Source organism: Saccharibacillus sacchari DSM 19268 (assembly GCF_000585395.1).
GTDB lineage: Bacteria > Bacillota > Bacilli > Paenibacillales > Paenibacillaceae > Saccharibacillus > Saccharibacillus sacchari.
Genome location: NZ_KK073875.1, coordinates 4,400,862 through 4,413,548 on the forward strand (window position 1 = coordinate 4,400,862; position 12,687 = coordinate 4,413,548).

At 53.6% G+C, this 12,687-nt stretch carries 12 protein-coding genes; 1 reads left to right on the forward strand and 11 read right to left on the reverse strand.

Going from position 1 to position 12,687, the window contains the following annotated elements; translation table 11 throughout:
- Positions 1-378: 378 nt before the first annotated feature.
- The 6 genes from lysA to SACSAC_RS19100 form a co-directional block, all read right to left on the reverse strand.
- Complete coding sequence (gene lysA, locus SACSAC_RS19075) at positions 379-1,713, reverse strand: diaminopimelate decarboxylase (protein ID WP_037289314.1); 1,335 nt, start codon at positions 1,711-1,713, stop codon at positions 379-381.
- Positions 1,714-1,867: 154 nt separating this feature from the next.
- On the reverse strand, positions 1,868-2,698 hold the full coding sequence (locus SACSAC_RS19080) for a purine-nucleoside phosphorylase (protein ID WP_037289316.1): 831 nt from the start codon (positions 2,696-2,698) through the stop codon (positions 1,868-1,870).
- A gap of 52 nt (positions 2,699-2,750) precedes the next feature.
- Positions 2,751-3,635 (reverse strand): site-specific tyrosine recombinase XerD, encoded by an 885-nt coding sequence (gene xerD, locus SACSAC_RS19085; protein ID WP_084778201.1) that lies wholly within the window; start codon positions 3,633-3,635, stop codon positions 2,751-2,753.
- A gap of 282 nt (positions 3,636-3,917) precedes the next feature.
- Positions 3,918-4,373 carry a ferric iron uptake transcriptional regulator gene (gene fur, locus SACSAC_RS19090; RefSeq protein ID WP_037289318.1) on the reverse strand — a complete coding sequence of 152 codons (456 nt, stop codon included), beginning with the start codon at positions 4,371-4,373 and terminating at the stop codon, positions 3,918-3,920.
- Positions 4,374-4,485: 112 nt separating this feature from the next.
- Positions 4,486-5,049: an NUDIX domain-containing protein gene (locus tag SACSAC_RS19095; RefSeq protein ID WP_037289320.1), complete on the reverse strand. Its 564-nt coding sequence runs from the start codon at positions 5,047-5,049 to the stop codon at positions 4,486-4,488.
- 26 nt (positions 5,050-5,075) lie between these two features.
- On the reverse strand, positions 5,076-6,203 hold the full coding sequence (locus SACSAC_RS19100; RefSeq protein WP_037289322.1) for a M20/M25/M40 family metallo-hydrolase: 1,128 nt from the start codon (positions 6,201-6,203) through the stop codon (positions 5,076-5,078).
- A 429-nt stretch (positions 6,204-6,632) separates the two neighbouring features.
- Between SACSAC_RS19100 and prli42 the strand changes: the two genes are divergently transcribed.
- A complete protein-coding gene (prli42, locus tag SACSAC_RS27770; protein ID WP_084778204.1) occupies positions 6,633-6,728 on the forward strand; it encodes a stressosome-associated protein Prli42 in 96 nt (31 codons plus the stop codon).
- A 330-nt stretch (positions 6,729-7,058) separates the two neighbouring features.
- Here prli42 and SACSAC_RS19105 read toward each other — a convergent pair whose 3' ends face one another.
- From SACSAC_RS19105 to SACSAC_RS19125, 5 genes are all read right to left on the reverse strand, one after another.
- Positions 7,059-8,480 (reverse strand): dihydrolipoamide acetyltransferase family protein, encoded by a 1,422-nt coding sequence (locus SACSAC_RS19105; protein ID WP_037289325.1) that lies wholly within the window; start codon positions 8,478-8,480, stop codon positions 7,059-7,061.
- Between the two features lie 27 nt (positions 8,481-8,507).
- Positions 8,508-9,491, reverse strand: coding sequence for an alpha-ketoacid dehydrogenase subunit beta (locus tag SACSAC_RS19110; protein ID WP_037289327.1), 984 nt, complete (start codon positions 9,489-9,491; stop codon positions 8,508-8,510).
- A gap of 1 nt (position 9,492) precedes the next feature.
- Positions 9,493-10,530 (reverse strand): thiamine pyrophosphate-dependent dehydrogenase E1 component subunit alpha, encoded by a 1,038-nt coding sequence (locus SACSAC_RS19115; RefSeq protein WP_037289329.1) that lies wholly within the window; start codon positions 10,528-10,530, stop codon positions 9,493-9,495.
- Positions 10,531-10,873: 343 nt separating this feature from the next.
- Entirely contained in the window at positions 10,874-12,295 is a 1,422-nt protein-coding gene (gene lpdA, locus SACSAC_RS19120) for a dihydrolipoyl dehydrogenase (protein WP_037289332.1), read from the reverse strand.
- Between the two features lie 42 nt (positions 12,296-12,337).
- Positions 12,338-12,550, reverse strand: a complete 213-nt coding sequence (locus SACSAC_RS19125; RefSeq protein WP_037289334.1) for a hypothetical protein — start codon at positions 12,548-12,550, stop codon at positions 12,338-12,340.
- Between the last annotated feature and the right edge of the window lie 137 nt (positions 12,551-12,687).

Below are 12,687 nucleotides of genomic sequence, written 5' to 3' on the forward strand. Positions count from 1 at the left end.
CGAAACCGGCAAACAAAGCAAAGTGTACAGAAAAGAAACGAAGGATTCGACGCAACCTGCTTTGCTCGAAAGACGAGTGCGCAACGAGACGACTTACGTATCCGGGCTAAGCAAGCTGCCGCATACAAATACCTGCGTATCTCCATTTATTTTCTCCATAAACAAGCTATCCAGAAAAATAACTGTACATATGCAGATAATTCCAATAGAGAAATAACGTTCGCGATAATCGAACTTTTCCGCAAGCCTCAAATTGCTTTCATACGCCATGCTTTACAAAAACAGATCAAAAAAGACGGCTTTCGCCGCCTTTTCCGATCTGTTCGGTATTCGTCTATATCGACTTCTGCTCGTTTCTGTTCGTTAGCCGCAGCTCACTTACTTCGCTTCTACGCCTTGTTTCTCCAAGCGAGCCGGAATCACGTCGTTGCCCGTGATGTTGTCCAGACTCTCGCGACGCACGACCAGGTCGCTGGAACCGTCTTTAACGAATACGACAGCCGGACGGCGGATCCGGTTGTAGTTGCTCGCCATCGCATAGTTGTAAGCGCCCGTGCAAGCTACAGCCAGCAGATCGCCGGTGTTCGGCGTCGGTAGTTCCACGTTCCAGATCAGCATATCGCCACTTTCGCAGCATTTGCCGGCAATGGAGACCGTTTCTTCGTTCGCATCTCCGGCACGGTTGGCCAGCAGCGCTTCGTATTTGGATTCATACAGGGCCGGACGCGGGTTGTCAGTCATGCCGCCGTCTACCGCCACGTATTTGCGTACGCCCGGGATGTCTTTGCTGGTGCCTACCGTGTACAGCGTCGTGCCTGCATCGCCTACGATGCTGCGGCCCGGCTCTACCCAGATTTGCGGCAGCTGCGCGCTGATTCCTTCGAAGTATTTCTTCACTGCATCCGTAATCGCTTTAACATAAGCTGCCACTTCCAGCGGCGTGTCGCCTTCCGTATAACGGATGCCGAATCCGCCGCCCAGGTTCACGACTTTGAATTCAACGCCCAATTGTTCCTTAACGCCGCGCGCAAAACCGGCTACGCGCTCGACCGCCATCTCGAAACCGTCCGTCTCGAAGATTTGCGAACCGATATGGGAGTGCAGACCGAGCAGCTCCAGGTTAGGCAGCGATGCAGCTGTTTTCACCGCTTCGATCGCGGTGCCGTTTTGGATATCGAACCCGAATTTCGAGTCCGTTTGACCCGTGGAAATGTATTCGTGCGTATGTGCTTCAACGCCCGGCGTTACGCGAAGAAGAATGCTCACTTTCACGCCGCGGCCTGCCGCGATCGCCTGAAGCATCTGCAATTCCGTAAAGTTGTCTGCTACGAAACAGCCGATTTTGGCATCCAGCGCCATTTCGATTTCGTCCGGCGTTTTGTTGTTGCCGTGGAAGTGAATCCGATCCGCCGGGAATCCGGCTTGAAGCGCGGTATGCAGTTCGCCGTCGGATACCACGTCGAGCGACAATCCTTCTTCGTCGGCGATGCGGCACATTGCTAGCGTACTAAAGGCTTTGCTTGCGTAAGCAACCTGGAAAGTCAAACCGGACGCTTCGAACGCTTGGCGATATTCGCGGGCGCGACGGCGGATCAGTTCTTCGTCCATGATATAAAGCGGAGTGCCGTACGTTTGCTTCAATTCGACAACGTCGCAGCCTCCGATTTCCAAATGCCCTGCGGCATTGATTTTGCTCGTTCCGTGCAGATACATATGAATTCCTCCGATGTGTTCCGGGCTTTAATTTCTTCCGTTTAAACAAATAAGGCCTGCCCCGGGATTTGTACCCAGTATAACAGACCTTACATCCGGCACTGAATGGATTAAAGCGCAGTTGTTTTGTATTTTTGTTCGATAGCCAACCTGCTTACATATTCGGAATGATTTCCAGCACAAGATTGAGGAACTTTTCCTTGACCAATTCCGCAGTTTCCATCACTTCGCTGTGGGACAAAGGTTGATCCAGGATACCGGCAGCCATATTAGTGATGCAAGAAATGCCGAGCACTTCAATGCCCGCATGACGCGCGACAATCGTCTCGGAAACGGTCGACATGCCTACGGCATCCGCGCCCAACGTACGCAGCATGCGAATCTCGGACGGGGTCTCGTACGACGGGCCGAGCAGACCTGCGTATACGCCTTCTTTAAAAACAAAGTCTTGCTTGCTCGCCGCTGTCTTCGCCACTTCACGCAGTCTGCGACTGTATGCCTCGGACATGTCCGGGAAACGAACGCCGAGCGTATCGTCGTTCGGGCCGATCAGCGGACTTTTAGCCGTCAGATTGAGATGATCCGACAACAGCATCAGATCGCCCGGATGGAACGAGGTGTTGACGCCGCCGGCCGCATTCGTCACCAACAATCCGCTTACTCCGAGCGCTTTCATAACACGCACCGGGAATGCCGTGACTTGCGGGCCGTAGCCTTCATACATATGGAAACGGCCTTTCATCATCACCACCGGACGCCCTTGAATCGTGCCAAGCAATAATTCGCCTTCGTGTCCTTCTACAGTCGAAGTCGGAAAATGCGGAATATCTTCATAAGCAATAGACACGGCATTTTCAATCAAGTTTGCGAGAATCCCCAGACCCGAGCCGAGAATCAGACCAATTTCCGGCTTCAGATTCGTTCGCGAACGGATATAATCCGCCGCCTCCTGGATACTGCCTGTGATCATTTGCGGTGTAGTCATCCTCATTCACGCTCCGTTCCTATATTTTCGATCGCTAGAATAAAGCTGATTTTTACGCCCGCGGGTGATGCAGTTCATAAACTTCCTTCATGTTTCGCTTCATCACATGGGTATAGATCTGCGTAGTCGAAATATCCGAGTGACCGAGCATCTCCTGAACCGAACGCAAGTCCGCACCGTTTTCAAGCAGATGAGCCGCAAAAGAGTGGCGCAGCGTATGCGGCGTAATATCCGTCTCGATTCCCGCAGCAGAAGCGTATTTTTTGATAATCTTCCAGAAGCCCTGCCGAGTCAATCTCGTACCCAATTGATTCAAAAATAAAGCCTCTTCCCCGCTTCGCTTCAGCAGTTGGTCGCGCATCGGGCCGAGATATGCCGACACAGCTTCTGCCGTCATCCGGCCGATCGGTACAATCCGTTCCTTGCCGGCAGCGCCGCAACGCAGAAACTTAAGCTCCAGATCGATGTCTCCCATATTTAACGAAATGAGTTCGGATACCCGAATACCTGTCGCGTACAACGCTTCCAGCATCGCTTTGTCACGCACGCCTTGGGCACCGGACAGATCCGGGGCTCCCAACAACCGCTCCACTTCAGCTACAGTCAATACCACCGGCAACTTTTTCTCCGGCTTAGGCGTGTCCAAATCCATCGATGGATCTTGCACGACGAGCGACTGCCGGATCAGATAGTGGAAAAAGGAACGAATGGAGACCGAAGCGCGAATGACCGTGGACGACGCCTTGCCCGAACGTTTCATCTCATTCAGATAAGCAGCGATATGCGACTTGCGAACCTCGTCTACAGCCGTCAATCCTCGCCCCTCCGCAAACGCAATAAACTGCGCCAGATCGCGTCGATACGATTCCAACGTGCTCGCGGAACGTCCTTTTTCCTCCGACATATAGGTTATAAACGCGTCCAAATGCGTATTCACTAGTGGACCTCCTCCAAACTCTCCTCAGGAAAGCCGCTTGCTCCCCGTTCAGGCGGACCGCCGAATCCCTTTTGAACATATAGATTCCACGGAGAAAAGTAATTTCCTTCTTAAAAGATGAATTTCCGTATTTAAGCGACAGCGAATATAGGGAATATTTCCGCGTTTTTAAAATTTTCACCATCAAAAAAGCTCCGATGGATCGTAATGATCCGTCGGAGCCGACTTTAACATGCTTAATCGCCTTACATCGAACGAAATCCGCTCGGACCCCGCCGCCGCTTACGCGTTATCTTCTTCTTTCGCTCTGCAACGATGGCAGATCCCCTGAAAGTCGAGTCGGTGATCCAAAACGGTAAACCGGTATTCTTTCTCCAGTCGTTCTTCCAGCGGCAACAGCCAGTCTTCGCGAATCTCGTCCATCGTCCCGCACTGCACGCAGATTAGATGGTGGTGATGGTGCTTGTTCGATTCGCCCCGCAGATCATAACGCGAAACGCCGTCCCCGAAGTTGAGCTTCTCTACCACGTGCATTTCGCTGAGCAGTTCCAGCGTGCGGTACACGGTTGCCAGGCCGATCTCCGGCGCCTTCTCCTTGACCAGCATGAACACGTCTTCCGCGCTCAGATGGTCTTCTTCGTTTTCCAGCAAAACGCGAACGGTGGCTTCCCGCTGGGGCGTCAATTTGTATCCCTTGGACTGCAGCTGTTGTTTAATTTTATCGATCCGCGCTTCCATAGCTTCTCCTCCCCCTCGGAGCATGCCCGTTCTTGCCGGCCGTTCTCCAGTCAAACTCACGTTCCCTATTATAGAAGTTACAGGGCTTTAAAGTCAAACGTTTACGGCACGTTCACAGCGGCCATTTGCCCGTCAACTCGCGGATTTGCCAAGCGTATACGGCCATAATCGTCTTCGCGTCGCTGATCCGTCCCGCGCGCATATGCTCAAAGGCCTCGTCCAGCGTGATTTCGGTCAGTTCCAAAAACTCGTCTTCATCCGGCTGAAGCGTTCCGGCCGTCAGCTCCTCCGCCACGTAGAAATGGATAATTTCGTCCGCGAATCCCGGTGACGTATAAAAAGAAGACAGATGGATCAGCTCCGGGGCTTTATAGCCGGTCTCTTCCTCCAACTCACGCGCTGCCGCTTCGCGAGGGTCTTCGCCCGGCTCCAGTTTTCCCGCCGGAATTTCGATCTCCGTACGGCCGAGCGGCTGACGGAACTGCTCGACGACAAGCAGCTTGCCTTCGCGGATCGGCAGCACCGCTACCGCACCCGGATGCTTGACGATTTCGCGGCTGGCCGTTGTTCCGTCGGACAATTCGACCGTATCAATCTGAACCTTGATGATTCTTCCGTCAAAGATCGGCTTACTATCCAGTGTTTTTTCCCACAGTTTTTCTTTACCTGCTTCCATGAACGTTTCCGCCTCTCTTGCTGGATTTAATTCCGTACCGCTTGACGCACAATCTCGACGATAAAATCAGCCAGTTTGCTTAGGTCTTCGACCTTGATTTTTTCATCCGTCGTATGAATATTTTCGTATCCGACTGACAAATTGACTGTCGGCACGCCGAATCCGTTAAACACATTGGCATCGCTGCCGCCGCCGGATTGGAACGTGCGCCCGCTGAGCTCCAGCTTCGCCGCTGCCTTTTTCGCCAACTGAACGACTTCGGAGTCATCCGTATGATTGAACGAAGGATATACGATCACGCTTTCGAACACGGATTTTGCTCCGAATTCGGCGCATGCGGATTCCAAAGCTTCCTTCATCGAAGAAATCTGCGCCTCGACTTTCTCCTGCACGGTACTGCGCGCTTCGGCGTAAAGTTTCGCGAAGTCGGTCACGACATTGGTTGCGCCGCCGCCCGAGAAACTGCCGATATTGGCTGTCGTATCCTTGTCGATCCGCCCCAGCTTCATCCGCGAAATCGCCTTGCCGGCAACTTGAATCGCACTGATTCCGTCTTCCGGGTTCACGCCCGCATGCGCGGACTTCCCGTGAACTTCCATCGTGATTCTGGCTTGGGCCGGCGCGGATATCGCGATCTCGCCGATTTGGCCGTTGGAGTCGACCGCGAATCCGAGATCCGCGTCCAGCAACGAAGCGTCCATGAAACGCGCGCCCATCAGACCGGACTCTTCGCCTGCCGTAATCACGAATTGAATTTGACCGTGCGGAATCTTCTGCTCGCGCAGTACGCGAATCAGCTCAAATAGTGCGGCAACGCCTGCTTTATCGTCAGCACCCAGAATCGTATCGCCAGAGCTCGTGATCCAGCCGTCTTCATGCACGATCGGCTTGATTCCAAGGCCCGGCACGACCGTATCCATATGGCAGGTAAAGAACAGCTTCGGCGCGTCTACACCTTCGGTTGCCGGAAGCAGCGCGATCAGATTGCCCGCTCCGTGACCGGAACGCGATGCCGAGTCGTCTTCGACAACCTCCAATCCGTGCAGCTTGAATTTGCTTGTGAGCACGTCGGCGATTAACCGCTCATTTTTCGTTTCGCTGTCGATCTGCACCAATTCCAGGAATTCATGCACCAATCGTTGTGTATCGATCATAAAACTTCCCTCCGCTTTCCTGATACGTTAAAATAGATGGTATGACGGAATACGCGCCTTCCTCCGAGAAAGACGGCAAAACCGTTTGTCTCTCTATCTTACTCAAAATGATGGAAAAAACCAAAAGGGTGGGGTCGTGAATGCGTTTGTGGGGGGCGGCTGCGGGAGGTGTCTGTTTCGGTCGCGTGTTGAAAACAGGAAATTTCGATTGTATTTTATTTGTATATTTCCCGTTTTCAAAGGCGAGCACTTCGTTCCTACACAGACACCTCCCTCCGCCTACTACGCACGCATTTGGTAGGAGACAGGGGAAAAGCAAAAGCCTTTGAAGACGTATCTTCAAAACATATTCTGCGCTACGCTTTTTTATTCAAATTTTAGTTATGATGAAATTACTTAATTATTCACGAAAAGAGGTTAGAAGGCTTCATGCAGAACAAAAAATGGTTCAAGATTTTCATTTGGTTAATGATCGTAGCAATGGTCGGTTCGGTATTCCTCGGACTGCTTCAAGTATTCGTATAAAAATGATTGATAGCACTATTGATATTGTTAAAAAAGGAGCCTGTGACGATACAAGTCACAGCTCCTTTTTAGCATGCCTTTGATCTTTTCATGTGTCTTGTAAAACCAAACAGAGCCCGGACGGTTATGTCCGGGCTCTGTTCTTCCCTTAAAGAAAGTCCATTTGAAGCAAGCGAATAGGCGGAGGGAGAAATTCAGTGAAGGACGCCTTTGAACTCGGAAAGATTCCAATAAAATTTCAATCGACTTTTCCGAGTGAGACAGCGTCCTGAACGAATTTCTCCCGCAGCCGGCTTCAAGCGCCCCTACGAACAGGACTTCCCTCCCCTATCAATAGAGTTTCGTCTCCGCCGAATAGCCTTCCAGGTTTTCTTTGACCCGCTGCAAGAAGCGGCCGCAGATCAGGCCGTCCAAAATCCGGTGATCCAAAGACAGGCAGAAGTTTGCCATCGAACGGACGCCGACCATGTCGTTGATGACGACCGGGCGTTTGACGATCGATTCGAACGTGAGCTGCGCGGCTTGCGGATAGTTGATGATCGGCTGGGACAGGATCGAGCCGAACGAGCCGGTATTGTTCACGGTGAACGTGCCGCCCTGCATGTCGTCCAGTTTCAACGTGCGCTCGCGCGTGCGACGGGCCAGATCGTCGATCTCCATCGCCAGGCCGGCGATATTTTTCTGATCCGCTTTTTTGATAACCGGCGTCAAAACGGAATCTTCCGTGCCGACAGCCAGCGAGATGTTGATATCGCGCTTCACGATGATTTTGTCGACCGCCCAGACGGAGTTCATAATTGGGTAGTCTTTAATCGCGTTGACGACCGCCTTGATCACAAACGCCGGATAAGTCAGGTTGACGCCTTCTTTGCGCTTGAATTCGTCTTTGTGCGTATTGCGCAGCTTGACCAGATTGGTCATATCGACTTCGATCATCATCCAGCCGTGCGGAATCTCGGCTACGCTCTGGCGCATCCGCGTCGCGATCGTGTTGCGAATCGGCGTAATATCGATATAAGTCTCGTTGCTGCCGCGTCCGCCGTCTTCAATCTCGATCTTCGGCAGGGGCGGATTTTCGCTCAAGTGCAGACCGGAGTGACGAACCTCGTTTTGCGGCGACGAAGGCGCTGCAAAAATCGGAGGCTGCGGCGCGCCCGACGAAATCACAGTCGGCTGCTGGGTCGTTGGAGCAGTCGGCGCCGATGCCTGTGACGCCCCTCTGCGCTCTACGTATTGAAGCACGTCTTTGCGCGTCACGCGTCCTCCCATGCCGCTGCCCGGGATAACGGCCGGATCAACGTTATGCTGCGCTGCCAGGACTTGGACTGCCGGCGAATAGCGCGCTCTCATTCCGCCTTCGGAATGGGAGGAAGCTGTTGCGCTTCCCGCCGTAGCCGGACGGGAAGCAGATGTTTGCGCGTTAGAAATTACGGCAGGCGCAGATTCGGTTACCGCTTGTGCCGTGGATGGCGCAGACGCCGAGCCCGTCGATCCGTTTTCCGTCACGATTCGGCAGATGATCTCGCCTACGGCGATCTCCTGACCTTCGGAGGCCAGCAGTTCGCCCATCACGCCTTCTTCCGTAGACGGGATTTCAGCATTGACTTTATCGGTAATGACTTCGCAAATCGGTTCATACATATCGACCGTGTCGCCCGGGCGTTTCAACCACTTGGCGATCGTCGCCGACACGAGCGATTCGGCGAGTTGCGGCATCGTAATCTCTTTTTGCGTGGAATTCGTTGTACTCATTACATTCACTCCTCTTTGGTCAAGGACTTAATAAAAAGCCAGTTCGCGCATCGCGTCCAGCAGTTTGTCCTTGCTAAGCATGAAGAACTTTTCTTGCGGCGGATTGATCGGCATAGCCGGAGCATCCGGGCCGCAAAGGCGACGAATCGGCGCATCCAGGTCATACAGACATTCCTCGGCGATGATCGCAGCTACTTCCGCCCCTACGCCGCCTGTTTTATTGTCTTCGTGCACGATCAATACTTTGCCCGTACGACGAACCGCTTCGATAATCGCTTCGCGATCGAGCGGTTGAATCGTGCGCAGGTCGAGGATATGGCTGGTGATGCCTTCCTGTTCCAACTCTTCGGCTGCTTGCATGGCAAAATGCAGCGGCAAACTGTAGCTGATGACCGTGATGTCGTCGCCTTCGCGCAGCAGGTTCGCTTTGCCGATCGGAACGATATAATCGTCTTCCGGCACGTCTTCTTTGATCAGTTTATAGCATTTTTTATTTTCGAAAAAGAGAACCGGATCAGGATCTCGAATGGCAGCTTTGAGCAGACCTTTCGCATCATACGCCGAGTAAGGCGCAATGATTTTGAGTCCCGGCGTACCGAAGAAGATCGATTCCGGGCACTGCGAGTGATACAGGCCGCCGAAGATGCCGCCGCCGATCGGCGCGCGCACGACGATCGGGCAATCCCAGTCATTATTGGAGCGATAACGGATTTTGGCTGCTTCGCTGATGATTTGGTTGGTCGCCGGAAGCATGAAATCCGAATATTGCATTTCCGCGATCGGTTTCATGCCGACCATGGCCGCACCGATCGCGACGCCCGCAATCGCGGATTCGGCCAGAGGCGTGTCGATCACCCGATCCTCGCCGAATTGATCCTGCAAGCCTTTGGTCGTCGTGAACACGCCGCCTTTAACGCCCACGTCTTCGCCGAGCACGAACACGGAAGAATCTTTTTCCATTTCTTCCTTCATCGCCAAACGAATGGCATCAATATACTCCATCATCGGCATATCAGTTGTTCCCTCCCTGTCCGTCCGCATCGCCCGCATACACATGCAGCAGCGTGTCTTCCGCACGCGGATACGGAGCTTTGTCCGCATATTCCGTCGCTTCTTTCAGTTCCTGAGCCACTTCTTTGAGATAGGTTTCTTCTTGCTCCTCGCTCCAAAGACCCGCGTCGATCAGGTATTGCTTATAGCGCGGAATGCCGTCTTTTTTCCAATTGGCATCGACTTCTTCTTTTGTCCGGTAGGCCAGATCGTTATCCGATGTGGAGTGCGGAGACAAACGGTACATCATCGCTTCGATCAATGTCGGTCCTTCGCCGCGAACGCCGCGCTCCCGAGCTTCTCGCACGACGCGGAACATTTCCAGCGCGTCGTTGCCGTCCACTTGAAATCCCGGGAATCCGTAGCCCAGCGCGCGGTCGCTCACTTTACCCGCGAGCTGCTTGGCAATCGGCACGGAGATCGCATACTGGTTGTTTTCGCACATCATGATCACCGGCAATTTCTGCACGCCCGCAAAGTTTGCGCCTTCATGGAAATCTCCCTGGTTGCTGGAGCCTTCGCCGAAAGTGACGAACGATACCGCGCCTTCGCCGCGCATTTTCGAAGCCAGAGCCGCGCCTACCGCATGCGGAACCTGCGTCGTTACCGGGCTGGAGCCTGTCAATACGCGCAGACGCTTGCTGCCGAAATGTCCCGGCATTTGGCGACCGGCGCTGTTCGGATCTTCCGCTTTGGCGAAGGCCGAAAGCATCAGCTCGCGCGGCGTCATGCCGACTGCCAGCATAAAGCCGTAATCGCGATAGTAAGGCAGGAAATAGTCTTTCTGCGTATCAAGGGCGAATGCAGCGGCTACCTGTGCCGTTTCTTGTCCGATGCCGGATACGTGAAAATTGATTTTGCCCGCTCGTTGAAGCAGGTGGCAGCGCTCGTCGAATTTGCGCGCGAGCAGCATATATTTGTACATGTCGACGGCGCGGCGGTCATCCAGACCGGCCGCCTCGTGCAGAGTCTGCGGTATAGCTGTTCCTTTTTGGCTCATTGCGGGAACCTCCTTAATTGTCGTAAAACGAATGATTGATGTTCGGTTTCCTTTTACGGGGTATAAGTCGTTAACTGCTTCTAACACAACGTCTTAAAACCTGGTACTAATTCTTAACCCGAACCTATTATAATCCTTTTTCGACCGAAAAGAAAAGCGCCGCTTTAATGCGATGTCGTACATCGCGCAAAAATCCGGAACGGTAAAGCGGATCGAGTCCATGCGACGAGACGCTTTTCTCGGTTTTATTGTCCTCTTTTATGCTCACCGACGCAAATAGACCTGCTCTCCAGTAGGAAGAACAGGTCTATTTCGCTTGCTACGGCAACACATCTAATTTCAACTAGACGTTAATCGCATTCCCGTCGATCGCCAGCATCGCTTCGCCCAGCGCTTCCGAAAGGGTCGGGTGCGCATGCACGGCGCTGCCCACTTCCCATGGCGTCGCGTCGAGCACGGCGGCCAAAGAAGCCTCGGCAATCAGTTCGGTCGCATGAGGCCCGACAATCTGTACGCCGACGAGGTCGCCTGTCTCCGTATCCGCAACTACTTTGGCAAAGCCTTCCGCATGTCCTTCGACAAGCGCTTTACCGATTGCGGAAAAAGGAACTTTTGCCGATTTAACGCTGCGTCCCAGTTCGCGTGCGCGGCTTTCGCTCAAGCCTACACTCGCAACTTCCGGCTGCGAATAAACGCAGCGCGGGATAAAGGCCGGATCATACGCGTGCGTTTTTTCGCCTGCCAGATGCATAGCCGCCGCAATGCCTTCATGACTCGCCGCATGCGCAAGCTGCAAGCCGCCGATGCAATCGCCGATCGCGTAAATGTGGGATTCCCCGGTTTGGAAATTGGCGTTGACCGCAATATTTCCGTTCACGACGCGAATATCCGTATTTTCCAGGCCGATGCCTTCGACATTGGCGGTGCGACCGATCGAGACGAGCATCTGCTCGGCCTCGAACAACTGCTCCTCGCCTTGATGCAGCGCTTTGATCGCTATTCCGTTTTTGCCGGCCGAATACGTATCCGCCTGAAGCTGAACACCCGTCCGGATCTTCACGCCGCGGCGTTCGAGAGACTTGGCCAGCTCGCGCGCCGTCTCTTCGTCTTCGCCCGGCAAGATTTGCCCGGCCAATTCGACCACCGTGACTTGAACGCCGAAGTCGCACAGCATGGATGCCCATTCGATCCCGATCACGCCGCCGCCGACGATCAGCAACGATTCCGGAAGACTTTCCAACTCCAACGCTTCGTCGCTGCTGAGTATGTATTGACCGTCCGGCTCCAGACCCGGCAGCACGCGCGGGCGCGAGCCTGTCGCAATAATCAGGTTCGCGGGGACGATCGTTTCCATCTCCCCGTCCGGCAGTTCGACGGCGACGGCTCCGCTGCGCGGCGAAAAGATCGAAGGCCCGATGACGCGTCCGCTGCCTTCAATGACGCGGATTTTATTTTTACGCATCAAATATTGAACGCCTTGGTACAGTTTGTCTACGATTCCGCGCTTACGCTCCTGTACCTTCGGGAACACCAGGCGGCTGCCCGCGGTTTCCACGCCGTATTCTTCCGCGTTTTGAAGCAGCGAATAGACCTCGGCGCTTCGCAGCAGCGACTTGGTCGGGATACAGCCTTTATGCAGACAAGTACCGCCCAATTTTTCCTTTTCGATAATGATGACTTCCTTGCCGAGCTGTGCCGCCTTGATCGCAGCTACATAGCCGCCCGTACCTCCGCCAAGCACCGCAACATCGCATGTAATGGTCATAAATCGTTTTCCTCCGTCTGTGTTCGATTTTACTTATTGCGATTATTCATATAAGGCGTCGCGCAGCTTGGTCGACATCGTCGGCTTGCGACCGTTGGCCTTCAGCAGCGCTTCGCGCAATCTTTTGTTCTGCGCTTCGGTCTCCCGAAAACGATGCAGCATATCCGCAATCCACTCGGCGTCTTCCGCTTTCACGGCCCCGGATTGTTGCAGAAGTTGCAGCCGCTCCTCATCTTCCGTCCGATATTCGCCCATATTCGTTCATCCTTCCGTCTCCTGCTTCAAAACTTTTGGCCATCCTGCGATCTTCCATGCATTCAGACCTTCATGCAGGTTTTGGCCGCTCTTGTCTAGCATACCACGAGTTCGCTCATTTTTCTTCGGCAGGAATA